This is a genomic window from Pseudomonas sp. NFACC51, assembly GCF_900103575.1.
In the GTDB taxonomy this organism is placed as follows: Bacteria; Pseudomonadota; Gammaproteobacteria; order Pseudomonadales; family Pseudomonadaceae; genus Aquipseudomonas; species Aquipseudomonas fluorescens_Q.
The window spans coordinates 245,855-268,895 of record NZ_FMXH01000003.1 but is presented as its reverse complement, the minus strand read 5'-3'; the positions used below and the strand labels follow the sequence as shown (position 1 = coordinate 268,895).

Genomic DNA, 23,041 nt, shown 5'->3' with positions numbered 1-23,041 from the left:
TTACGACCTATCGGTCACAGGAAAAACCCATCGCCGTTACGGATGCCATTGACTTTCTAGAGTATAAGCTCTAGAAAACACCCACTCTAATAATATCCGGTGCCCGACGATGCCTGCCGACGTTGCCTACCTGCACGAGTCTCAACAACAACTGGACGAGCTGCGGTCGCTCTTCGATGCCCAGCGCCAGGCCTACGCCGCCCATCCAATGCCACCGGCCGAACAGCGCCGACAATGGCTCAAGGCACTGCGCGAGGTATTGAGCAACGAACGACAAGCCGTGATCGACGCCATCAGCCAGGATTTCAGCCACCGCAGCGCCGACGAAACACTGCTGGCCGAGCTGATGCCGAGCCTGCACGGTATCCATTACGCCAGCCGACATCTCCAGGGTTGGATGAAACCCTCCCGGCGCAAGGTGGGCATGGCCTTTCAACCGGCATCGGCCAAAGTGATCTATCAGCCGTTGGGCGTGGTCGGCATCATCGTGCCATGGAACTACCCACTGTTCCTGGCCATCGGGCCGCTGGTAGGGGCATTGGCTGCGGGCAACCGGGTGATGCTCAAGCTCAGCGAATCGACACCGGCGACCGGCTTGCTGCTCAAGCAATTGCTGGCCCGGGTCTTCCCCCAGGACCTGGTCTGCGTGGTGCTTGGCGAGGCGGAAATCGGCATGGCGTTTTCCAAGCTGCCCTTCGATCACCTGTTGTTCACCGGCGCCACCAGCATCGGCAAGCATGTCATGCGGGCCGCTGCCGAAAACCTGACCCCGGTCACTCTGGAGCTGGGTGGGAAATCGCCAGCCATCGTGTCGGTCGATATCCCCATCAAGGATGCCGCCGAACGCATTGCCTTCGGCAAAACCCTGAATGCCGGGCAAACCTGTGTCGCCCCGGACTACGTGTTGGTACCGCAGAATCGCGTCGGCGAGTTCGTTGAGGCCTATCGCGAGGCGGTACGCGGGTTTTATCCGACCCTGGCGAACAACCCGGACTACACAGCAATCATCAACGAACGACAGCTGGCGCGACTCAACGGCTACATCAGCGACGCCACCAGCAAGGGCGCGCTGCTGATCGAACTGTTCGACCAGGGCCAGGACCGCCGCATGGCCCACAGCCTGCTGCTCAACGTCAGCGACGAGATGACCGTCATGCAGGACGAGATCTTCGGCCCGCTGCTGCCCATCGTGCCCTATGACAATCTGGATCAGGCGTTCGCCTACATCAATCAGCGCCCCCGCCCGCTGGCGCTCTACTACTTTGGCTACAACAAGGCCGAACAGAACCGTGTACTCCATGAAACCCATTCCGGCGGTGTCTGCCTGAACGACACGCTGCTGCACGTCGCCCAGGACGACTTGCCGTTCGGCGGCATCGGGCCCTCGGGAATGGGGCATTACCACGGACATGAGGGTTTCCTGACCTTCAGCAAGGCCAAGGGCGTGCTGACCAAACAGCGATTCAACGCCGCGAAGCTGATTTATCCGCCCTACGGCAAGCCTTTGCAGAAACTGATCCAGAAGCTGTTTGTCCGCTGACGCGCCTCTTCCCGGGTAATAACAATAATGAACCCAAGCCTCACCGATACACCCGCGCTGTCACGGCGCGGCCTGCTGACGTTCAGCCTCGGCGCCAGCGCCTTCCTGGCCACCGTCGGCCTGGGCGCCAGCCTGAGCGGTTGCTCGCCCAGCCAACCGAGCAACGGCCTGGCGGCCCTGCGCGACAGCGACCTGCCATTTTTACGCAGCGTCATCCCCGTGATGCTGGACGGCGCAGTGGCCGCCGGACAGATTAGTACCGCCACGGACGCGACCCTGCGAAGCCTGGACAGCAGCCTGGCCCACCTGTCCCCCGCCATGCTCAAACTCACGCGCCAGCTGTTCGACGTGCTCACGCTGGGCATTACCCGTGGGCCGCTGACCGGGGTCTGGGGCTCGTGGGAAAACGCCAGCGCCGATGACATCCACCAGTTCCTCGGGCGGTGGGAAAACAGTTCGCTGGATCTGCTGCGTCAAGGCCATAGCTCGTTGCTGCAACTGGTGATGATGGCCTGGTACACCCAATCCGAAGCCTGGGCGCACTGCGGGTATCCAGGACCGCCCAAGATTTGAAAGCCAGGCCCAACTCCTGTGGGAGCAAGCCCACTCCCACAGGGTTCTTCATCGTCAATCCATAATAATAAGAGAACCCTGCACATGCCCGTACCCGATCCCTTCCGCGAAGGCCTGGCCCGTGGCTGGACCACCTACAACGGTGCGCAACTGACCCAGGACCTGACCCTGGAAGCGGACGTGGCCATCGTCGGCAGCGGTGCTGGCGGCGGCACCACGGCCGAAATCCTCAGCGCCGCCGGCTACCGCGTGTTACTGATCGAGGAAGGTCCGCTCAAGACCAGTCATGACTTCACACTGCTCGAAGACCAGGCCTACAGCAGCCTGTATCAGGAAGGCCTCGGGCGCATGAGCAAGGACGGCGCCATCACCATTCTCCAGGGCCGGGCCGTCGGCGGCACGACGCTGATCAACTGGACCTCCAGCTTCCGCACGCCCGACCAGACCCTCGACCACTGGGCTGCCGAGCACAACGTAAAAGGCCACGGCCGCGCTGAAATGGCGCCCTGGTTTACGCAGATGGAACAACGCCTGGGCGTGGCGCCGTGGCTGATTCCGCCCAATGCCAACAACGACGTGATCCGCAAAGGTTGTGAACAATTGGGCTACGCCTGGCACGTCATCCCGCGCAACGTACGCGGCTGCTGGAACCTGGGCTATTGCGGCATGGGCTGCCCGACCAACGCCAAGCAGTCGATGCTGGTCACCACCATCCCGGCCACGCTGGACAAGGGCGGCGCGCTGCTTTACCTGGCGCGGGCCGAGCGTCTGACGATCAAAAACGATGCCGTCATCGGCCTCGAGTGCCAAGCCATGGACGAGCGTTGCGTGGCGCCGACAGGGCGGCGCATCACCGTCAAGGCGCGGCATTATGTGTTGGCGGGCGGCGGCATCAACAGTCCAGGCCTGCTGCTGCGCTCCGACGCGCCGGATCCACATCGACGCCTGGGCAAACGCACCTTCCTGCATCTGGTGAACATGTCCGCCGGGCAATTCGACGAGGTCATCAACCCGTTCTACGGCGCGCCGCAATCGATTTATTCGGATCATTTCCAATGGCAGGACGGCACCACCGGCAAAATGTCCTACAAGCTTGAAGTCCCGCCCTTGCACCCGGCCCTGGCCGCGACGCTATTGGGCGGGTTCGGTCCCGAGAACGCCTTGCACATGTCCCGACTGCCCCATACCCACGCCATGTTGGCACTGTTGCGCGACGGCTTTCATCCGGACAGCCCCGGCGGCAGCGTCGAATTGCGCAGCGACGGCACGCCCGTACTCGATTATCCCGTTACGCCGTATGCCTGGGATGGCTTGCGCCGGGCCTTCCACAGCATGGCCGAGATCCAGTTTGCCGGCGGCGCCAAGGCGGTCATGCCCTTGCACAGCGATGCCCGCTACGTTAAGACCCTGGCCGAAGCCCGCACACTGATCGACGGACTCGACCTGGCTTTGTACCGCACACGCCTGGGCAGCGCCCACGTGATGGGCGGTTGCGCCATGGGGGAAGACCCGAAAACCGCTGTCACCGACAGCCTTGGCCGCCATCACCAACTGGGCAACCTGTCGATCCATGACGGCTCGCTGTTCCCCACCAGCATCGGCGCCAACCCGCAATTATCGGTGTATGGGCTGACCGCGCAATTAGCGACGGCCCTGGCCGAACGCCTGAAAAACCCATGAACCATTTATTGAAAAAAACAACGAACCCGTGGCGAGGGAGCTTGCTCCCGCTGGGCTGCGCAGCAGACCCATTTTGTGAGCGCTTCGCGCTCAAACGGGAGCAAGCTCCCTCGCCACGGGCTTACCGAACATCTGAATATCCGGATTATTCGCACCGTCTATAGTGCTTTCTTACGCAACAGCCGACTTGGCCGACCGAGAAGGCTGCGATACCATCCGACTCCCCAACGGACTCCCGCCAGGACGACGCGATGAACCGAGTGTTGTACCCAGGTACCTTCGACCCTATTACCAAGGGCCATGGCGATCTGGTCGAACGCGCCGCGCGCCTGTTCGACCACGTGATCATTGCCGTCGCCGCCAGCCCGAAGAAAAACCCGCTGTTCCCGCTGGAACAACGTGTGGAACTGGCCCGCGAGGTCACCAAGCACCTGCCCAACGTGGAAGTGGTCGGCTTCTCGACGCTTTTGGCGCACTTTGCCAAGGAAAAGAACGCCAATGTGTTCCTGCGCGGCCTGCGGGCGGTCTCGGACTTCGAGTACGAGTTCCAACTGGCCAACATGAACCGCCAACTGGCACCGGACGTCGAGAGCCTGTTCCTGACGCCGTCGGAGCGTTATTCCTTCATTTCCTCGACCCTGGTCCGGGAAATCGCGGCGTTGGGCGGTGATATCACCAAGTTCGTCCACCCGGCCGTGGCCGATGCGCTAACCCTGCGCTTCAAGAAATAACCCGCGGGCTGCGACCCGCTTCGCAGCCCGGCACAGCGCAGTCCATCGCGCCCGCGTGCACTGCGCTCGCCAATGCGGCACAATTGCGCCCATACGTTTTTCATATGCCCGGGCCCAACGCCCCGGCAGGAGCCCGCATGTCCCTGATCATCACCGACGACTGCATCAATTGCGACGTCTGCGAACCCGAATGCCCGAACGAGGCCATTTCCCAAGGCGAAGAGATCTACGTCATCGACCCGAACTTGTGCACCCAGTGTGTCGGCCATTACGACGAACCCCAGTGCCAACAGGTCTGCCCGGTGGATTGCATCCCCCTGGACGAGGCTCATCCGGAAACTGAAGAACAGTTGATGGCGAAATATCGCAAGATTACTGGCAAAGCTTGAGCCAGAAGCCTCTGTAGCGTTTGTGCGGGCCTCTTCGCGAGCAAGCCCGCTCCCACAGAGATCGGCTATGTCCACAGCATGTGTATCTTAAGCAAATCCCTTGTGGGAGCGGGCTTGCTCGCGAAGGGGCCATCAGCAGCACCAAGACTCAGTTGCCGGCCTCACTCCTGCCGCTCAAACCCCTCCCCCACACACCCCAGGCATCGCACGAACGTGGCCCTGGCCGGGTCCACCACCAACGCCTTCCCCGCATCGCCGACCCCGCCGCCCAGCGCGGTAAAGGGCAACGACACCACGAATGCCCCGGCGCCAATCACCGTGGCGGCGAGCAGCAGCGGACGAGCAATCAGCAGGTCGCCGAGCATGGCGAAGGCCGGCGGGTTCTGGATGGTGTAGCGCGGATCGCCGCTGCCTTCGCTTGCCAGGGCAGGCAAACCGACACTCAGCAGCAGCGCTAGAACGACAGGTCGAAGCAGTTTCATCGGGCGATCCTTCGGCTAAATCAATACTACTGACTATAGACCGTAGGACAAATCAGCTCTGACAGCGTGGACACCAGACGCTGGCGCGCTGGCCCAGGCGGATTTCCCGCAGCCCCGTGCCGCAGACTTTGCACAGCTCCCCGCCCCGGCCGTAGACGAACAGTTCCTGCTGGAAATAGCCGGGTTGGCCATCCCCGCCGATAAAGTCCCGCAGCGTGGTGCCACCGCGCTCGATGGCATGGGCGAGGATGCGCTTGATCTCGATCGCCAGCTTCAGGTAACGCGCCCGGGAAATGCCTCCGGCGGCCCGGCGCGGGTCGATGCCGGCGGCGAACAGGGCCTCGGTCGCGTAGATATTGCCCACCCCCACCACCACCGCGTTGTCCATGATGAACGGCTTGACCGCCATGGACCGCCCCCGCGAGAGCTGGAACAATCGTTCGCCATCGAACAGGTCGGTCAACGGCTCGGGACCAAGGCGAATCAACAACTCGTGATTGAACGGGTCGAGGCTCCAGAGCATCGCGCCAAAGCGGCGAGGGTCGGTGTAGCGCAAGGCCAGGCCGGATTCCAGCTCGATGTCGACGTGCTCGTGCTTGGCGGCCGGCATGCCGACTTCCACCAAGCGCAGGTTGCCGGACATGCCCAGGTGGCTGATCAACGTGCCGACCTCGGCATTGATCAACAGGTACTTGGCCCGCCGCTCCACCTGCACGATGCGCTGGCCCGAAAGGCGCACGTCGAGATCTTCCGGGATCGGCCAGCGCAGGCGGCGGTCGCGGACCACCACGCGGCTGACCCGCTGGCCTTCAAGATGGGGCGCGATGCCGCGACGGGTGGTTTCGACTTCCGGCAGTTCTGGCATGAGGCTCTCGAATCAGGCGAAGCCCCGCACTCAACGAGTGGCGAGGTCGCGAATTTCCTGTTTCTGGGTCTGGAAGTCGTATTCCGACAACCCGATGTAATCGAGCACAAGGCTCCCGACGCAATCCCACTCGTGGTCTTCGGCCTGATTGCCGAGCACCCGGTGGGACGCACAGATGTTCTCGGACATCTTCAGGATCGCCAGCAGATTCTTCAACTGGCTGTTATTGCGTGAAGACTCGTCGCTGAAAATCGCCAGGGCATTGTGGTGGTTGGCGATGGCCTGGCTGACGTGATCCGGCAGGCGCCAGGATTTGGAAGTGTAGTAACCGACCACCGCATGGTTGGTGTTGAACTCACGATTCTCGGTGTCCACTACCCGGCACTCGGCGCTGGCATTGGCGTAGGCCTCTTCCAGCACGCCCATGTAGCTGGGGAACTGCTTGAGCATCAACGGCACCCCGCAATCGTGGAACAACCCCAGCGCATAGGCTTCGTCACCGTTCTCCAGGCCGACGCGCTTGGCCAGGGTCAGGCAAGTCATCGCCACATCCTGGGCGGTATCCCAGAAGCGGTTCAGGGTCACGATGGCGTCGTCGTGCAGCTCGCCCTTGATCGACTGCGCATTGATCAGGTTGATGATCGAACGGCTGCCCAGCAGATTCACCGCTCGCTGGATCGAGGTGATCTTGTTGCGCAGGCCGTAATACGGCGAGTTGACGATCTTGAGCAAGGCCCCGGAAAGACCCGGATCGTGGGAGATCAGCTTGGCGATGGTCTCCAGGTCCGGATCGGGCATGTACTGCTCCATCTGCAGATCCACCATGATCTGCGGCTGGGGCGGCACGCTGATGCCTTGCAAGGACTGTTGGATTTGTTCGGCGGAAAGTTCTTTGGACATGAGTACACACTCCGGTGTCAGGCGGGGATTCTAACCCTTAAAGATGGATCCGATACACCGCCGGGTAGATCGGCGGAACTTTCCTTCAGGCATTGGCTTCGGACCTTACAGGGCCGACAGCCAAGCCTGCATAAGGCTTGAGTCGGCAACCCAGCCACTCAGCTTGAGGAGATTTTTCATGCCTGGCTCCCTGAACAACAAACGTGTCGCCATCCTCGTGACCGACGGTTTTGAACAGGCCGAACTGACCGGCCCCCAACAGGCGCTGGAACAGGCCGGCGTCAAAGTTGACATCGTTTCGGCCCGCGAAGGCCAGGTCAAAGGCTGGAACCATGACCAGCCGGCCGACGACTTTCGGATCGACCTGACCTTCAAGGCGGCCAATGTCGAACAGTACGACGCCGTGGTGCTGCCCGGTGGCGTGCAGAACTCCGACACCATCCGCATCGACACCGATGCCCAGAAACTGGTCAAGGGCTTCGAGGCGGCGGGCAAGCCCATTGCGGTGATTTGCCATGGCGGCTGGTTGCTGGTGTCGAGCGGGCTGGTCAAGGGCAAGACCATGACCAGCTACAAGACCCTCAAGGATGACCTGGTCAACGCCGGCGCGAACTGGGTCGATAAGGAAGTGGTCAAGGACGGCACGTTGATCAGCAGCCGTCAGCCCGATGACATTCCGGCGTTCAACCGCGAGTTGATCAGCGCGTTGTCCGCCTGAAACCTGCCCGATACCGTGGTGAGGGAGCCCGCTTCCTCACCACATGTCCACCACCAGCCCCGCCACGGTTGCAACACGGTATACTCCCGCTCTTTTTTCCGGAGCGACGTCATGTCCCTGCCTAGCCTGCGCCTCAAAGCCAACGCCGACCGTCGCCTGCGCGCCGGCCACCTGTGGGTCTACAGCAACGAAATCGATGTAGCCGCCACCCCGCTGCACGGCTTCAAGGCCGGTGACCAGGCCATCCTCGAAGCCGCCGGCGGCAAGCCGCTGGGCATCGTTGCGATGAGCCCCAACAACCTGATCTGCGCCCGGCTGTTGTCCCGCGACGTGAAGCTGCCGCTGGACAAATCCCTGCTGGTGCACCGCCTCAACGTGGCGTTGTCCCTGCGCGAGCGGCTGTTCGACAAGCCGTTCTATCGCCTGGTCTACGGTGATTCCGACCTGTTGCCAGGCCTGGTGGTCGACCGTTTCGGCGACATCCTGGTGGTGCAGATCGCCTCTGCCACCATGGAAGCCCACAAGGACGACGTGATCGCCGCCCTGACCCAGGTGCTCAAGCCCAGCGGCATCCTGTTCAAGAACGACTCCGCAGCCCGTGACGCCGAAGGCCTGAACCGCTACGTCGAGACCGTGTTCGGCCTGGTGCCGGAGTGGGTCGCCCTGGAAGAGAACGGCGTGAAGTTCGAAGCGCCGGTCATGGAAGGCCAGAAAACCGGCTGGTTCTACGACCACCGCATGAACCGCGCACGCCTGGCCCCGTACGCCAAGGGCAAGCGCGTCCTGGACCTGTTCAGCTACATCGGCGGCTGGGGCGTGCAAGCCGCAGCGTTCGGCGCCAGTGAAGTGTTCTGCGTCGATGCTTCGGCCTTTGCCCTCGACGGTGTCGAGCGCAACGCCGCGCTGAACGGCTTCGCCGAGAAGCTGACCTGCATCGAAGGCGACGTGTTCGAAGCCCTGAAGGAGCTCAAGGCCAGCGAAGAACGCTTCGACGTGATCGTGGCCGACCCACCCGCTTTCATCAAGCGCAAGAAAGACCTGAAAAACGGTGAGGGCGCCTATCGCCGCCTCAACGAACAAGCCATGCGCCTGCTCAGCAAGGACGGCATCCTGGTCAGCGCATCGTGCTCGATGCACCTGCCCGAAGACGACCTGCAAAACATCCTGCTGACCAGCGCTCGTCACCTGGACCGCAACATTCAACTGCTCGAACGCGGCGGCCAGGGGCCGGACCATCCGGTACACCCGGCCATTGCCGAAACCCGCTACATCAAGAGCATCACCTGCCGGCTGTTGCCCAACAGCTGAGGCCAGGCGGGGCCAGTGCCGTAGCGCTGTGCCCCGCGCACTCCAATTGCATTCTGACCGCAACCTTGGCTGCGTTTTTTTGCGTGCCTGAATAAGTCCCTGGCGCAAAAGTCAATAAGTAGCAAACGTCTGTAGGAGTCCCCCCACGTCATTACCAGAACCTTCCTACTCAATCTCCCCCTCGCCTGGCTGGCATGACGCATTAGGATTGAAAGCGACCCTCAGGTACGTCCTGGAACTGTTCGATGACTGATCCGCAAAACCACCTGGCCACCCACAAACCCGCCACCGTCGGCCTATTGCTGACCCTGACACTGCTCGGGGTCTTTCCAATCGACGTCGTGCTGCCTTCGTTCCCCGCCCTGTCCGAGCAGTTCGAACGTCCATCGTCGGACATTGCCCTGTCTGTCAGCCTGTTCGCGGTGGGCATCGCCCTTTCGCAACTGCTGGTTGGCCCACTCTCCGACGTCATGGGGCGAAAGAACCTGCTGCTGATCGGGATCAGCGTTTCAGCGGTTGGGGCAACAGGTTGCGTGCTCACCGATGGCTACTGGTCCTTTCTGTTCTTCCGCGTCGTCCAGGCCTTGGGCTGCGGTTGTTTCGTGCTGTCCCAGGCGTTGATACAGGACTTGTTCACAGGCGGGGAGCAGCAGCGACTGCGTATATTCCTGGTCACCTGCGGCGGCATTTTCATTTCCGTTTCGCCCCTGGCCGGCACCGGGCTACAAAGCTGGATGGGCTGGCGAGGCAGCTTCCTGGTGTTCGTGGCCCTGGCGATCGGCGTGTTTGTGGGCGCCAGCCTGTTACTCAAACCTTCCCCCGCGGGTCGCCCACGCCAGCGCCTGGACTTCATTGCGTCTTATCGAAAGGTCTGTGGCGACTTCAGCTTCATGACCTATTGGTTGACATCGGCACTGGCCTTTTCCTGCCACTTTTCGTTTATCGTCATTTCGCCGCTGCTGCTCATCGATCAGTTACAACTCTCGCCCGAGGCCTTTTCGTGGGCACTGCTGGGCTACGGACTGGCTTATATCGGCGGCGGAGCGGTGGCGACCGTGCTGAGCAATCGAATCGCCCCCCAGACGCAAATCATCACAGGCCTTGGCCTGATCCTGGCGGCGGGGATCCTGATGCTTGGGCTCTCCAGCCAATTGGGCTTGTCGGTCACCACCCTGCTGCTGCCCATGATCGTGTGCACCGCCGGAACGACCATTGCCCGGGCGGCGGCCCATACCCTGGCAATGAACAGATTCCCGGAGCAAGCCGGTACGTCCGCCTCGGCCGGCAGCGTGCTGATCTTCATCGTCGGCGGCCTGACCAGTGCTGCGATCAGCCTCACCCCGCTGGACAGGCAGATGACGCTGGCCCTGTGCCTGATGCTGCTCAGCGCCCTGGGGCTGGGGCTCAATAGCCTGGCCCGGCACCGTCACAGGGCGCTGTTGGCCGGCTGAGCGTTGCCAGTCGTCATCTCAAGCGCGACATTGGCGCCCGATCAGCGCTTTGCGTCATTTCATCCTGGCGCCAGCGGTGTAGAATCGCGACATTCATCGCCATTCATCCCCGGCGGGTTTATGAGCTCATGCTGAGGCGCGCAGCGATCCTGCAAAGTCATCGGCCACTTCCGGACACTCGGCCAATCCCCGGTGTTCCAGAACGTCAACAGAAGCTCACTTCCCCTTTGATATCTGATTAGCCGCCCGGAGTGCTCCATGCCTGATTACCGCTCGAAAACATCCACCCATGGCCGCAACATGGCCGGCGCCCGTGCCTTGTGGCGCGCCACGGGGATGAAGGATGACGACTTCAAGAAGCCGATCATCGCCATTGCCAACTCCTTCACCCAGTTCGTACCGGGTCACGTGCATCTCAAGGACCTGGGTCAGTTGGTCGCCCGGGAAATCGAACGCGTGGGCGGCGTTGCCAAGGAATTCAATACCATCGCCGTGGACGACGGCATCGCCATGGGCCATGACGGCATGCTCTATTCGCTGCCCAGCCGCGAGATCATCGCCGACTCCGTCGAATACATGGTCAATGCCCACTGCGCCGACGCCATCGTGTGCATTTCCAACTGCGACAAGATCACCCCGGGCATGCTCATGGCCGCCCTGCGCCTGAACATCCCGGTGATCTTCGTCTCCGGCGGCCCGATGGAAGCGGGCAAGACCAAGCTTGCCAGCCACGGCCTCGACCTGGTCGACGCCATGGTGATCGCCGCCGACTCCAGCGCCTCCGACGAGAAGGTTGCCGAGTACGAGCGCAGCGCCTGCCCGACCTGCGGTTCGTGCTCCGGCATGTTCACCGCCAACTCGATGAACTGCCTCACCGAAGCCTTGGGCCTGGCCTTGCCAGGTAACGGCTCCACCCTGGCCACCCACAGCGACCGCGAACAGCTGTTCCTGCAGGCCGGCCGCACCATCGTCGAGCTGTGCAAGCGCTACTACGGTGAGAACGACGAGTCGGTGTTGCCGCGCAACATCGCCAACTTCAAGGCGTTCGAAAACGCCATGACCCTGGACATCGCCATGGGCGGTTCCACCAACACCATCCTGCACTTGCTGGCCGCTGCCCAGGAAGCCGAGATCGATTTCGACCTGCGCGACATCGACCGCCTGTCCCGTCACGTGCCGCAACTGTGCAAGGTCGCGCCGAACATCCAGAAGTACCACATGGAAGATGTGCACCGCGCCGGCGGGATCTTCAGCATCCTCGGTTCCCTGGCCCGTGGTGGCCTGTTGCACACCGACCTGCCGACCGTGCACAGCAAGAGCATGGCCGAGGCCATCGCCAAGTGGGACATCACCCAGACCACCGACGAGGCCGTTCACCACTTCTTCAAGGCCGGCCCGGCGGGCATTCCGACGCAAACCGCGTTCAGCCAGTCGACCCGTTGGGAGACCCTGGACGACGACCGTGAAAACGGCTGCATCCGCAGCGTCGAGCACGCGTATTCCAAGGAAGGCGGCCTGGCCGTGCTCTACGGCAACATCGCCCTGGACGGCTGCGTGGTGAAAACCGCCGGCGTCGACGAGTCGATCCATGTGTTCGAAGGCAACGCGAAGATTTTCGAAAGCCAGGACAGCGCGGTGCGCGGCATCCTCGCTGACGAAGTGAAGGCCGGTGACATCGTGATCATTCGCTACGAAGGTCCGAAAGGCGGCCCGGGCATGCAGGAAATGCTCTACCCAACCTCCTACCTGAAGTCCAAGGGCCTGGGCAAAGCCTGCGCCTTGCTGACCGATGGCCGGTTCTCCGGCGGCACCTCGGGCCTGTCCATCGGCCACGCTTCGCCGGAGGCTGCGGCGGGCGGCGCCATCGGTCTGGTGCGGGACGGCGACAAGGTCCTGATCGACATTCCGAACCGCTCGATCAACCTGTTGATCAGCGACGAGGAGCTGGCCGGGCGTCGCGTCGAACAGGACAACAAAGGCTGGAAACCGGTGGAAGTGCGTCCACGCAAAGTCACCACGGCCCTCAAGGCTTACGCCCTGCTCGCCACCAGCGCCGACAAGGGCGCGGTGCGTAACAAGGCGATGCTTGACGGCCTGTAAGCGTCGTTAGTCGCAATAAAAAATGCCCCGCCAAGTGCGGGGCTTTTTTTGGGCGCCTGTTCGGACTCTGGAACCACATGATTCCCCGTGGCGAGGGAGCTTGCTCCCGCTCGGCTGCGAAGCAGTCGTAAACCGGCAGGTGCGGTGTGTCTGATGCTCCGCATTTGGAGGTTTTGGGGCTGCTACGCAGCCCAGCGGGAGCAAGCTCCCTCGCCACAAAGGCAATACCTTGCCTCTTTGATGCCGTGTTACTGGATATCTTCCGGCTTGACGATCACCCAGTTCTTGTCCGCTGTCACCGGCAGTCCTTCCTTGGCCTGGGCGGCAGCGTGCTTGGCCATCATGCCGTTAATCTGGGTCATGTATTTGTCCTTGCGGTTGACCCACAGGTGGATGCCGCCCTTGGCTACGTCCACATCGTGGAACAACATGTAGCCGTCACTGCTCGGCGTGTCGCCAGCGACCAGCACCGGTTTTTTCCATTCGTCGATGTACGTCAGGATCGCCGCGTGCTTGCCGGCCATCCAGGTCGCCGGGGTCCACAGGTAAGGCGTGTACTCCAGGCCGAGGTTGGCCTTCTCATCATATTTGCCGGCGGTGATCTGCTTGCGCGCGGTGGTCAGCTCGCCAGTCTTGCGGTCCTTGAGCAGCGTGGTCACGCCGATGACGTTCTGCGGCTTGAGGTTGTAGCCGTACTTCGGATCGGAGGCGACCATGCGCACCAACTCTTCGGAAGCGGCGGTCATGACATAGACCTCGATGCCGTTTTCCATCAGCTTGTTGTACAGCTCGGCCTGGCCGGTGAAGACTTTCGGCGGGTTGACGTTGTACTGGACCACCTTGTCGCCATCGTAATAGGTGGTCGGCACCGGTTTACCGGACGCCATCAGCTCGTCGACATAGCCCTTGAGTTCCTTGAGGGTGAAGCCGGAGAACACCTGGGCCACCCATGGGTAGCAGACCATGTCATCCACTTCGCACAGGCGGTAGTAATAGCTGAACAGGCTTTCCTTGTGATCGGCGGTGTCCTTGAACGGCATCAGCTTCAAGGATGGGTCCAGGCTTTCCCGGGTGATGAGGCCCTTGTTCTCCATGAACGGCAGCAACGACTCTTCCAGATCGTAGCGGTAACTGGTGTTGTCCATGTCGAACACCGCGTAGTTACCCTTGTTGGCGTTGGCCGCGATCATCGTCTCCAGAGCCTTGGCTTGTTCCGCCGGCCAGTGTTTGAGATCGGTGGCCAATGCCTGGCCGGCGAGACCAAGGCTCAAGGCGACAGCGAGAAAACGAGGTGCGAGTTTCATCGGCATTTCTCCCGGGTTCAAAAGAACTCGACGCTAACAAATGCTTGTGACAGTCCTCGCCTACCCGCGACCGCCTGCGTCTTGATTGCGCCAGCGACATATCCGTAAACGTCGCTGCCTTATTCCATAAACGACAATCTACATGCGTTTTTAGTATTAATTCATTAGTTATCAGGCTGTTAGGCTTCCCGGCTCACAGTCGCGGCTTCGGGCGACTGGCACGCCTTGTCGGAGTCTTTTTGATGAATCTGCCGCTGACCCTCAATCTTCTGGTGTTCCTCGCCTTGCTGTTCGGCCTGGCACAAACCCGTCACCGCACCTGGAGCCTGGCCAGGAAAGTGCTGCTGGCACTGGTACTGGGCGTGGCGTTCGGTCTCGCCCTGCACACGATTTATGGCGCCGGCAACCCGGTGCTCAAGGCCTCGATCGGCTGGTTCGACCTGGTGGGCAACGGCTACGTGCAGTTGCTGCAAATGATCGTTATCCCGCTGGTCTTCGCCTCGATCCTCAGCGCCGTGGCCCGCCTGCATAACGCCTCGTCCCTGGGCAAGATCAGCTTCCTGACCATCGGCGCGCTGCTGCTGACCACCGCCATCGCCGCGCTGATCGGTATTGGCCTGACCAACCTGTTCGGCCTGACCGCCGAAGGCCTGGTGGCCGGCCCCCAGGAACTGGCGCGCCTGCAAGTGATCCAGAGCGACTACGCCGGCAAGGTCGCCGACCTGAATGTCCCGCAATTGCTGCTTTCGTTCATTCCGCAAAACCCCTTTGCCGACCTGGCCCGGGCCAAGCCGACCTCGATCATCAGCGTGGTGATCTTCGCCGCGTTCCTCGGGGTCGCGGCGCTGCAGTTGCTCAAGGACGACGTGGAGAAAGGCCAGAAAGTGATCAACGCCATCGACACCCTGCAAAGCTGGGTGACGCGCCTGGTGCGCCTGGTGATGAAGCTGACGCCGTACGGTGTGCTGGCGCTGATGACCAAGGTGGTGGCCGGTTCCAACCCGCAGGACATCATCAAGCTCGGCAGTTTTGTCGTGGTGTCGTACCTGGGGCTGGGCCTGATGTTCGTGGTCCATGGCCTGCTGGTGTCTGCTGCCGGGATCAACCCGTTGCGCTTTTTCCGCAAGATCTGGCCGGTGCTGACCTTCGCCTTCACCAGCCGCTCAAGCGCGGCCACCATCCCGTTGAGCATTGAAGCCCAGACCAGCCGCCTCGGCATTCCACGGACGATCGCCAGCTTCAGCGCCTCGTTCGGCGCCACCATCGGCCAGAACGGTTGTGCCGGCCTTTATCCGGCCATGCTGGCGGTGATGGTCGCGCCGACTGTGGGCATCAACCCGCTGGATCCGTTGTGGATCGCGACGCTGGTGGCGATTGTGACGTTGAGTTCGGCCGGTGTGGCCGGGGTCGGTGGCGGCGCGACGTTCGCCGCGCTGATCGTGCTGCCGGCCATGGGGTTGCCGGTCGCGCTAGTGGCGTTGCTGATTTCCGTCGAACCGCTGATCGACATGGGCCGTACGGCGTTGAACGTCAGCGGCTCGATCACCGCCGGGGCGATTACCAGCCAGGTGATGCAGCAGACTGACAAGGCGTTGCTCGATGCCGAGGCGCATGGGGAGTTGGTACACGCTTGATGGGGTGGCACCTGATCGATTGATCGTTCCCACGCTGCGTGGGAACGATCTACGCTTGTCTCAACGTTTCTCCCACACCTCGAAGCTGTAGGCCGGCTTGTCCCCTTCAGCCGGGTTCGGCTGGTTCGAGACCAACGTCCACTGGCTCGAATCGAATTCCGGAAACCACGCATCCCCCTCCGGGCTCAAGGCCACGCGGGTCAGGTACAGCCGATCCGCCTGCGCCAGCGCCTGGGCGTACAGTTGCGCGCCGCCAATCAACATCAGCTCATCGACGCCCTGTTCCATTGCCCACGCCTCGGCCCGCGCCACCGCCGCCTCCAGCGTGGAAAAAACCTCCGCGCCTTCCAGCACCAGGCCCGGCTGACGGCTGACCACGATGTTCAGGCGTCCCGGCAGCGGTCGACCGAGGGAATCCCAGGTCTTGCGTCCCATGATGATCGGCTTGCCCAGGGTGGTGGCCTTGAAGTATTTGAAATCCCCCGGCAGGTGCCAGGGCATGCTGTTGTCGACGCCGATCACACGGTTTTCACCGAGGGCTGCGATCAGGCTTAGGGGGAGAGTTTTGTTCATGGCGGCGAGGATACCAGAGGCTCGGCGTACCCCGACAGGCTTCACAGCGGTTATGCTCAACCCTCATTCGAGCAACGGAAACCCTCGTGACAGTACTGCAGAACCTCTGGTTGACCGAGACGATACGCCTGCGTGAAGAACACGCCGGCCCGCTCGAGGACCAGGAAGCCAATCGCCTGGCCCGTGCGGCCGGCGGCGACTTAGCCACTCGCATCCACCACCGCGCCCGCTGGCTGGCCGAGCGCGATGGCCTTACCGAGGCCCTGCGCCATTGGTTGCAAGGGGCGCGCCTGGCGCTGATCGCATTGGCGCTGATCGCCATCATCAGCGGCGCCGGCCTGGGGTTTGCCGCACTCGGCGACGGGCAGGCACCGGTCAATGTGTTCTGGGCCTTGGGCAGCCTGTTGGGGCTGAACCTGATCCTGCTCATCAGCTGGGCCCTGGGCCTGGTATTCGCTGGCGAGCAAGGTGCCACGCTGGGACGCCTGTGGTTGTGGCTCAGCGAAAAACTCGCCCGCGATGCCAAGGCCGCCCAACTGGCGCCGGCCCTGCTGCTGTTGCTGCAACGGCACAAGCTCAATCGCTGGGCCCTCGGCGTGTTGGTCAATGGCCTGTGGCTGCTGGCGATGCTCAGCGCGCTGGTCATCGTACTGATGTTGATGGCGACCCGGCGCTACGGCTTCGTCTGGGAAACCACCCTCCTCGGCGGCGAGACCTTCGTCGCCATGACCCAGGCCCTCGGTGCGCTGCCCGCCCTGCTGGGCTTCAGCGTGCCGACGGTGGAAATGATCCGCGCCAGTGGCGATGCCGCCCTGAACATCGAAAGTGCGCGCCAGGCCTGGGCTGCCTGGCTGGTCGGTGTGCTGCTGGTCTATGGCCTGCTGCCGCGCTTGTGCCTGGCACTGTTGTGCCTGTGGCGCTGGCGGCGCGGTCGCGCCACGCTGCGCCTGGACCTGAACCTGCCGGGCTACGCCCAATTGCGTGAACGGCTGATGCCCAGCAGCGAGCGACTGGGCGTCAACGACGCCGCCCCCGCGCAATTGCATCCCATCGAAAATGCTGTCAGTGCAATAAACAGCGACGGCGCGCTGCTGGTGGCAATCGAGTTGGACGATCGGCCCTGGCCGCCCAAGCTGCCCGAAACCGTGAAAAGCGCCGGCATTCTCGACAGCCGCGAGTCGCGCCACAAACTTCTCGAACAATTGTCGCGCTTTGCGCCGGCGCGCCTGGCAATTGCCTGCGACCCACGCCGTTCGCCGGACCGCGGCAGCCTGGCGCTGATCGCCGAGCTAGCCCGCAGTGCCGGCGCCACCCGCGTCTGGTTGTTGCAGGCGCCGCCTGGCGAAGCGCTGGACGCCGAGCGCCTGGGCGACTGGCACACCGCACTGCAACAGTTGCAGTTGCCCTTCGCCGACTGCATGCCCTTGAACTGGCTGGAGACCGGCCATGACTGAACCCATGAAGCCGCTGAAGCTGGCGGTGGTCGGCCACACCAACGTGGGCAAGACCTCGCTGCTGCGCACCTTGACCCGCGACGTCGGCTTCGGCGAAGTGTCCCATCGCCCGAGCACCACCCGCCATGTCGAAGGTGCGCGCCTGTCGGTGGACGGCGAAGCGCTGCTGGAACTGTACGACACGCCGGGCCTGGAAGACGCCATCGCCCTGCTCGATTACCTCGAGCGCCTGGAGCGTCCTGGCGAACGCCTCGACGGCCCGGCGCGCCTGGCCCGCTTTCTCGAGGGCAGCGAGGCGCGGCAACGCTTCGAACAAGAAGCCAAAGTGCTGCGACAACTGCTCGCCAGCGACGCCGGGCTTTATGTGATCGACGCCCGGGAGCCGGTGCTGGCCAAGTACCGCGATGAATTGGAAGTCCTCGCCAGTTGTGGCAAGCCGCTGCTGCCGGTGTTGAATTTCGTCAGCAGCGCCCACCATCGCGAGCCCGACTGGCGCGAAGCGCTGGCGCGCTTGGGGCTGCACGCCCTGGTGCGTTTTGACAGTGTGGCTCCGCCCGAAGACGGCGAGCGACGCCTGTATGAGAGCCTCGCGCTGTTGCTGGAAAGCGCCCGTGGGCAACTGGAACGCCTGGTCGCCGATCAACAGGCCCAACGCCTGGCCCGCCAGCAGAGCGCGGCGCGCTTGATCGCCGAACTGCTGATCGACTGCGCCGCCTGCCGACGCAGCGTCGCCAGCGACGCCGAACTGGAACGCGAGGCCATCAGTGAACTGCGCAAAGCGGTGCGTCAGCGCGAGCAGCGCTGCGTCGAGGCCCTGCTCAAGCTTTACGCTTTTCGTCCCCAGGACGCCGCTGCCAGCGATCTGCCGCTGCTCGACGGGCGCTGGGGCGATGACCTGTTCAACCCCGAGACCCTCAAGCAACTGGGCGTACGCGTCGGTGGCGGGATCGCGGCGGGCGCAGCGGCCGGGGCCGGCGTCGATTTGCTGGTGGGCGGCCTGACCCTTGGCGCCGCCGCCCTGGCCGGGGCCATTGTCGGCGGCACCCTGCAAACCGCCCGTAGCTATGGCAACCGGCTGATGGGCAAGCTCAAGGGGCAACGGGAATTGACCGTGGACGACAGCGTGCTGCGCCTGTTGGCCCTGCGCCAACGCCAACTGCTGCAAGCCCTCGACCAGCGCGGCCATGCGGCGATGGACAGCATCCGCATCGCCACGCCCCAGGACAAGACCTGGCGCGAGGGCAAGCTGCCCGACGCCTTGAACAAGGCGCGGGCGCATCCGCAGTGGTCGTCGCTGAACCCTCAACCGCGATTGAGCCAGGCAGAACGCCAGGAGCTGATTGAGCAGTTGGCTGAGCAGCTCTGAACGACACAAAACCTTGTGCCAAGTACACAAAACCCTGTGGCGAGGGAGCTTGCTCCCGCTGGGTTGCGCAGCAGCCCCAAAATGTGATTGATCTGATGCACCGAGGTGTCAGGTTTTAGGGCTGCTTTGCAGCCCAGCGGGAGCAAGCTCCCTCGCCACAAAAGCAATCCATCAGTCGTCGATCAAGGCCTTGAGGGCCGCCGCCGCTTCAGGCAATTCCAGCTCACTGAACACTTGCACGCCATGGCGCTTGAGCAACGCCGCCGTCACGCCTTCGCCGCTGACCTTCGCACCGCTGAACGTTCCGTCATAGGTCAACAGGTTGCCGCACGATGGGCTATTGGCCTTGAGCACGGCGATCCGAATGCCGTGTTCGCGCACCAACGCCAGCGCTTGATGCGCACCGGACAAAAACTGCGCACTCACATTTTCGCCGTCAGTGGTGATGACCAGTGCCTGGCCGTCGAGCACTTGCCCACCCTGTCCGCCGGGAATCTCCGCCGCCGCCCGGGGCGTAGGCAAACCGCCGGCGACTTCCGGGCACAGCGCCACGATCCGGCCTTCGTCGAGCCATTGCTGCAATTGATCGAACGGCCCACTGGCGCCGCCGTCGTAGCGCACGCGATGCCCGAGCAGGCAGCGACTGACCAGGATCTTTTCCATCTTCAGAACAACTCGTTGCCGCGACGGCGGAACCAACCGGTCAAGGACAGGCGATCACGCGTGGCCGGCAGTACTTCATGGGGAATATCCCCCGACAGGAACACCACCAGGCAACCGCCGATGGGCACCACGTCCTGTTCCAGGCTTTCGTCCAGGTACATGCGCAACTGGCCGCCGTGTTCCGGCAACCAGTCGTCATTGAGGTAAAGCACCGCCGACACTGTGCGTCGGTCGTCATCGCGGAAGCGGTCGACGTGCTTGAGGTAGAACGCGCCAGGCGGATAGAGGGCAAAGTGGCTTTCGAAGTCTTCCAGCCCCAGGAACAACCCGCGATTCATCGCCTCGCGCAGGCTGTCCATCAGCGCCAGGTAATGGTCGCAGGCTTGCGCCTGGCCGGGTTCGATCCACTGAATGTGATCACCCCGGATCCCTTCGCGGATCTCCGAGAACGGCCCGCGCCCGACCGCTGCCGGGGCCAGTTCGCCCTCGGCGGCACGCTGGCGGCATTCGGCCGCCAGGGCGCGGGTCAGCGCCTCCGGCAGGAAGAGGTCCTGCTGCGACCAGCCGCGCTCGGCCAGGTCGTCGACGATACGTAACAGCAGCGGGTGATCAGAAGGTATTTGCATGGCGCGCATAGTATGCCTGTGCCTGTAAAACCAACAGCGACGCTCGGCAGGTTTTTTGCCGCCAGATAGCACCGTCGTACGAACTTGATACGAATTCTCGACAAGACCCCACACCCCACGGAGAATAGTCGGCTGCTGACAGGAGTCCCTATGCGCCGTTTGCTTTTCTCACTGTTGATGTTCTGCGTTTTGCCCGCCTGGGCAGACAGCTACGACCAGTTGTACAAGGTCGCCGGTTGGCCGGAACAGCGGGCGCATTTCAATGACGCCTTGAGCGCCGCCCAGCAGCGCTATCAGAGCAGCCTGCCGCCGGCGGTGTTCCAGGCCCTGGTGAACAACAGCAATCAACGTTTCGCCCCCCAGGCCATGGACCAGCGGGCCGAGGCGCAAATGCGCAAGAATTTGCGTGACCCCAGCCCGGCCCTGAGCTTTTTCCAGTCGCCTCTGGGCCGCAAGGTCGTGGCGGCCGAGTTGCTGGCGACCCGGCGTGATCAATTGGCGAAAAACGCCAAGGGCCTGCCGAAGATGCCAGCCAGCGACAACCGCTTGTTGATCATCGGCCACCTGGCCCAGGCCCTGCCCGCCCGCGAGGCCGGCGCCGAAGTCAGCCTGGCGATCGCCGGCGTGGCGGCCGACAGCCTGAGTTCGATGATCCCGGGGCTGCTGGGCGGCGGCCAGGCCCAGGGCATGCTCGACAGCCAGCGCCAGCGGTTAATGGAACAGATCGGCGCGGACCTGAACAACACGCTGCTGTACGTCTACCGTGACCTGACGGATACCGAGCTGGAAGAGTTCGCCACCTTCGCCGAATCGACCGAGGGCCAGGCTTATTATCAAGCGGCCCTGGCGGCGATTCGGGCGGGGTTGGCGGTGGGGCAGAATCTCGGGCAGTAGTTCAGCGCCGCCATCGCGAGCAAGCTCGCCCACATTGGATCTCGCAGCTCAACACTCTGTGGGAGCGAGCCTGCTCGCGATAGCAATAGCCCGGTCACCGCCGAACCCGGCTCATCCGCTTCGTCAAAAACCCAAACATCTCCTGCCGCAAAGCCAGCGCCTCATTCGCCAAGTGATGGCGTCCCTCGGGCAACATCAACACCTGCGGCCGATCGAACTTGCTGCGTAGCACTTGCAGGTTGTGCACCCAATCCACCGTCATGTCCGCCTGTCCCTGCACGATCAATGGCTGGCGCGGGCTGCTCGGGGCGGCTTCGATACGCTTGATCCATTGCCCCAACGCGCCCACCCAGGCGGTGGGCAGGCGTAGTGGTTGCAGCGGGTCGGCTTGCAGGAACGGCAGGAAGTCCGGGTCGGTGGAGTTCTCGCTGAAACGTCGGGCAATCCCCCTTACGAAGGGTTTGAGCAGGTAATAACTCAGGCGCGACCAGCCCCAGGCCCGCGGCCGCACCAGGGGTGACAGCAGGATGACCTGGCCCTGGGCCGGGCTCTGTGCGCCCTGGTTGAGCACGTGATCGACGACAATGGCCCCGCCGGTGCTTTGCCCGCACAGGTGCCAGGGTTGCGGCAGGTCGAGTGTCCCGGCCTCGGCCAACAGGCCCTGCAGGGTGGCCTGGTACTCGGCAAAATCCTCGATGCTGGCGCGCTCGCCACTGGACAGGCCGTGGCCCGGCAGATCACAAGCGATCACCGCGAACTTCTGCTCCAGAGCCCACTCGATCAAGTGGCGATACAGCCCCATGTGATCGTAATAACCGTGGAACACAAACAAGGTCGCCACGGCTTTTTCCGGCCACCAGACCTGGCTGACCAGCTCATACCCACCCACCTCGAAACGCCCCAATCCCTTGCGCACGCTGCGTTGGGGAAAGTCCAGGCCATAGAACCGCTGGTAGGCCTGGGCTTGCTCGGACAGGGCTTGCCACTGGGCCAGCGGCTTCAGGCTGGCACGCAGGAGATCGGGGGCGAAAGTGGCAGGCATCAAGATTTCCAGGCATAGGCGCATCGCGCGAAACAGACTTTGTAGGCCTGCGATATTCATCTGTCGCGGCAGGCATGGCAAGCTACGCGGCTTCAGAGGATCGACTCCATGCGCCCGTCCCACCGCACAGCCTTGCTCGCCAGCCTGCTCGCCCTCGGATGCGCCGTCGTATTGTGGATAGCCTACGACTGGTTCCAAGGCCGTTTCCTGCGCGCTTTCAGCCAACACACCGCGGTGTTTTCCGGCGACCCGCTGCGCCTGCCTGCCGATCTGGCCGGCCCCGGCGCAATACGCCTGGTGCATTTCTGGGACCCGGCGTGCCCGTGCAACGTCGGCAACCAGCAACACCTTGCCGAGTTGGTCGATAAATATGTACCGCAAGGCGTCGAGTTTTATGCGGTACAAAAAGCCGGCAGCCAAGGTCAGCTGCCGGCCACGTTGAGCCACTTGAAAACCCTCCCGGCGCTCCCCGGTTCAAGCCAGATTCCTGCAAGCCCGGCCGTAGCGATCTGGGATCGCAGCGGCAAACTGGCGTACTTCGGCCCCTACAGCGAAGGCCTGACCTGCAACTCGAACAACAGCTTCATCGAGCCGATTCTCGAGGCGTTGAGTGTCGGCCGGGAAGTTAGTGCGACACACACGTTGGCGGTGGGCTGTTATTGCCCATGGGCGGTTTCAAACTGACGAATTAACTACAACGCGTATTACACCTACCCCTCTTGGGCGGCGACAAAGTTGAGACTAGTGC

22 protein-coding genes are annotated in these 23,041 nt (G+C 62.9%); 14 read left to right on the top strand and 8 right to left on the bottom strand.

Features of this window, described 5'->3' with window-relative positions; genetic code table 11:
- Positions 1-109 precede the first annotated feature (109 nt).
- From BLT00_RS08140 to BLT00_RS08120, 5 genes are all read left to right on the top strand, one after another.
- The gene (locus BLT00_RS08140) at positions 110-1,540 is read left to right on the top strand and encodes a coniferyl aldehyde dehydrogenase (RefSeq protein ID WP_092150042.1); all 1,431 of its coding nucleotides are present in this window, start codon (positions 110-112) and stop codon (positions 1,538-1,540) included.
- A gap of 27 nt (positions 1,541-1,567) precedes the next feature.
- Positions 1,568-2,113, top strand: coding sequence for a twin-arginine translocation pathway signal protein (locus tag BLT00_RS08135; protein WP_092150039.1), 546 nt, complete (start codon positions 1,568-1,570; stop codon positions 2,111-2,113).
- A gap of 84 nt (positions 2,114-2,197) precedes the next feature.
- Positions 2,198-3,793 carry a GMC family oxidoreductase gene (locus tag BLT00_RS08130; RefSeq protein ID WP_063323947.1) on the top strand — a complete coding sequence of 532 codons (1,596 nt, stop codon included), beginning with the start codon at positions 2,198-2,200 and terminating at the stop codon, positions 3,791-3,793.
- 251 nt (positions 3,794-4,044) lie between these two features.
- Positions 4,045-4,524: a pantetheine-phosphate adenylyltransferase gene (gene coaD, locus BLT00_RS08125; protein ID WP_003177462.1), complete on the top strand. Its 480-nt coding sequence runs from the start codon at positions 4,045-4,047 to the stop codon at positions 4,522-4,524.
- A gap of 137 nt (positions 4,525-4,661) precedes the next feature.
- Entirely contained in the window at positions 4,662-4,913 is a 252-nt protein-coding gene (locus BLT00_RS08120; protein ID WP_003206534.1) for a YfhL family 4Fe-4S dicluster ferredoxin, read from the top strand.
- 161 nt (positions 4,914-5,074) lie between these two features.
- Here BLT00_RS08120 and BLT00_RS08115 read toward each other — a convergent pair whose 3' ends face one another.
- Genes BLT00_RS08115 through BLT00_RS08105 form a run of 3 tightly spaced genes read right to left on the bottom strand, consistent with a single transcriptional unit; the run spans position 5,075 to position 7,106 of the window.
- Positions 5,075-5,395 carry a multidrug transporter gene (locus tag BLT00_RS08115; RefSeq protein WP_092150036.1) on the bottom strand — a complete coding sequence of 107 codons (321 nt, stop codon included), beginning with the start codon at positions 5,393-5,395 and terminating at the stop codon, positions 5,075-5,077.
- A gap of 52 nt (positions 5,396-5,447) precedes the next feature.
- Positions 5,448-6,260: a bifunctional DNA-formamidopyrimidine glycosylase/DNA-(apurinic or apyrimidinic site) lyase gene (gene mutM / locus BLT00_RS08110; protein WP_003206537.1), complete on the bottom strand. Its 813-nt coding sequence runs from the start codon at positions 6,258-6,260 to the stop codon at positions 5,448-5,450.
- Positions 6,261-6,290: 30 nt separating this feature from the next.
- A complete protein-coding gene (locus BLT00_RS08105) occupies positions 6,291-7,106 on the bottom strand; it encodes an HDOD domain-containing protein (RefSeq protein ID WP_170845996.1) in 816 nt (271 codons plus the stop codon).
- Positions 7,107-7,338: 232 nt separating this feature from the next.
- On the opposite strand from BLT00_RS08105, the gene BLT00_RS08100 reads away from it, so the two are divergent.
- From BLT00_RS08100 to ilvD, 4 genes are all read left to right on the top strand, one after another.
- Positions 7,339-7,878 (top strand): type 1 glutamine amidotransferase domain-containing protein, encoded by a 540-nt coding sequence (locus BLT00_RS08100; RefSeq protein ID WP_063323944.1) that lies wholly within the window; start codon positions 7,339-7,341, stop codon positions 7,876-7,878.
- Positions 7,879-7,989: 111 nt separating this feature from the next.
- Positions 7,990-9,186, top strand: a complete 1,197-nt coding sequence (locus tag BLT00_RS08095; protein ID WP_003206543.1) for a class I SAM-dependent rRNA methyltransferase — start codon at positions 7,990-7,992, stop codon at positions 9,184-9,186.
- Between the two features lie 245 nt (positions 9,187-9,431).
- Positions 9,432-10,637, top strand: coding sequence for an MFS transporter (locus BLT00_RS08090; RefSeq protein WP_092150033.1), 1,206 nt, complete (start codon positions 9,432-9,434; stop codon positions 10,635-10,637).
- Between the two features lie 258 nt (positions 10,638-10,895).
- The gene (gene ilvD, locus BLT00_RS08085) at positions 10,896-12,737 is read left to right on the top strand and encodes a dihydroxy-acid dehydratase (RefSeq protein WP_092150030.1); all 1,842 of its coding nucleotides are present in this window, start codon (positions 10,896-10,898) and stop codon (positions 12,735-12,737) included.
- Positions 12,738-12,985: 248 nt separating this feature from the next.
- Here ilvD and BLT00_RS08080 read toward each other — a convergent pair whose 3' ends face one another.
- A complete protein-coding gene (locus BLT00_RS08080) occupies positions 12,986-14,041 on the bottom strand; it encodes an HAD family hydrolase (RefSeq protein ID WP_092150027.1) in 1,056 nt (351 codons plus the stop codon).
- Between the two features lie 242 nt (positions 14,042-14,283).
- On the opposite strand from BLT00_RS08080, the gene BLT00_RS08075 reads away from it, so the two are divergent.
- Complete coding sequence (locus BLT00_RS08075; RefSeq protein ID WP_092150024.1) at positions 14,284-15,675, top strand: L-cystine transporter; 1,392 nt, start codon at positions 14,284-14,286, stop codon at positions 15,673-15,675.
- A gap of 60 nt (positions 15,676-15,735) precedes the next feature.
- On the opposite strand, the gene BLT00_RS08070 is transcribed toward BLT00_RS08075, so the two are convergent.
- Entirely contained in the window at positions 15,736-16,248 is a 513-nt protein-coding gene (locus BLT00_RS08070) for a dihydrofolate reductase (RefSeq protein WP_092150021.1), read from the bottom strand.
- A gap of 86 nt (positions 16,249-16,334) precedes the next feature.
- Between BLT00_RS08070 and BLT00_RS08065 the strand changes: the two genes are divergently transcribed.
- Both BLT00_RS08065 and BLT00_RS08060 read left to right on the top strand, forming a co-directional pair.
- Positions 16,335-17,702 (top strand): DUF2868 domain-containing protein, encoded by a 1,368-nt coding sequence (locus tag BLT00_RS08065; RefSeq protein WP_092150018.1) that lies wholly within the window; start codon positions 16,335-16,337, stop codon positions 17,700-17,702.
- Positions 17,695-19,068: a GTPase/DUF3482 domain-containing protein gene (locus BLT00_RS08060; RefSeq protein ID WP_092150015.1), complete on the top strand. Its 1,374-nt coding sequence runs from the start codon at positions 17,695-17,697 to the stop codon at positions 19,066-19,068. The genes BLT00_RS08065 and BLT00_RS08060 overlap by 8 nt, the downstream gene beginning before the upstream one ends.
- A gap of 171 nt (positions 19,069-19,239) precedes the next feature.
- Here BLT00_RS08060 and BLT00_RS08055 read toward each other — a convergent pair whose 3' ends face one another.
- Positions 19,240-19,731, bottom strand: coding sequence for a 2-thiouracil desulfurase family protein (locus tag BLT00_RS08055; RefSeq protein WP_092150012.1), 492 nt, complete (start codon positions 19,729-19,731; stop codon positions 19,240-19,242).
- 2 nt (positions 19,732-19,733) lie between these two features.
- Positions 19,734-20,366 (bottom strand): 2OG-Fe(II) oxygenase, encoded by a 633-nt coding sequence (locus tag BLT00_RS08050; RefSeq protein ID WP_072349205.1) that lies wholly within the window; start codon positions 20,364-20,366, stop codon positions 19,734-19,736.
- A 141-nt stretch (positions 20,367-20,507) separates the two neighbouring features.
- Between BLT00_RS08050 and BLT00_RS08045 the strand changes: the two genes are divergently transcribed.
- Positions 20,508-21,251 carry a DUF2059 domain-containing protein gene (locus BLT00_RS08045; protein ID WP_063323934.1) on the top strand — a complete coding sequence of 248 codons (744 nt, stop codon included), beginning with the start codon at positions 20,508-20,510 and terminating at the stop codon, positions 21,249-21,251.
- Positions 21,252-21,345: 94 nt separating this feature from the next.
- Here the strand turns inward: BLT00_RS08045 and BLT00_RS08040 are convergent, their stop codons facing one another.
- Complete coding sequence (locus tag BLT00_RS08040) at positions 21,346-22,293, bottom strand: phospholipase BipL (RefSeq protein ID WP_092150009.1); 948 nt, start codon at positions 22,291-22,293, stop codon at positions 21,346-21,348.
- Between the two features lie 108 nt (positions 22,294-22,401).
- On the opposite strand from BLT00_RS08040, the gene BLT00_RS08035 reads away from it, so the two are divergent.
- Entirely contained in the window at positions 22,402-22,977 is a 576-nt protein-coding gene (locus tag BLT00_RS08035) for a DUF6436 domain-containing protein (protein ID WP_092150006.1), read from the top strand.
- Positions 22,978-23,041: the final 64 nt, after the last annotated feature.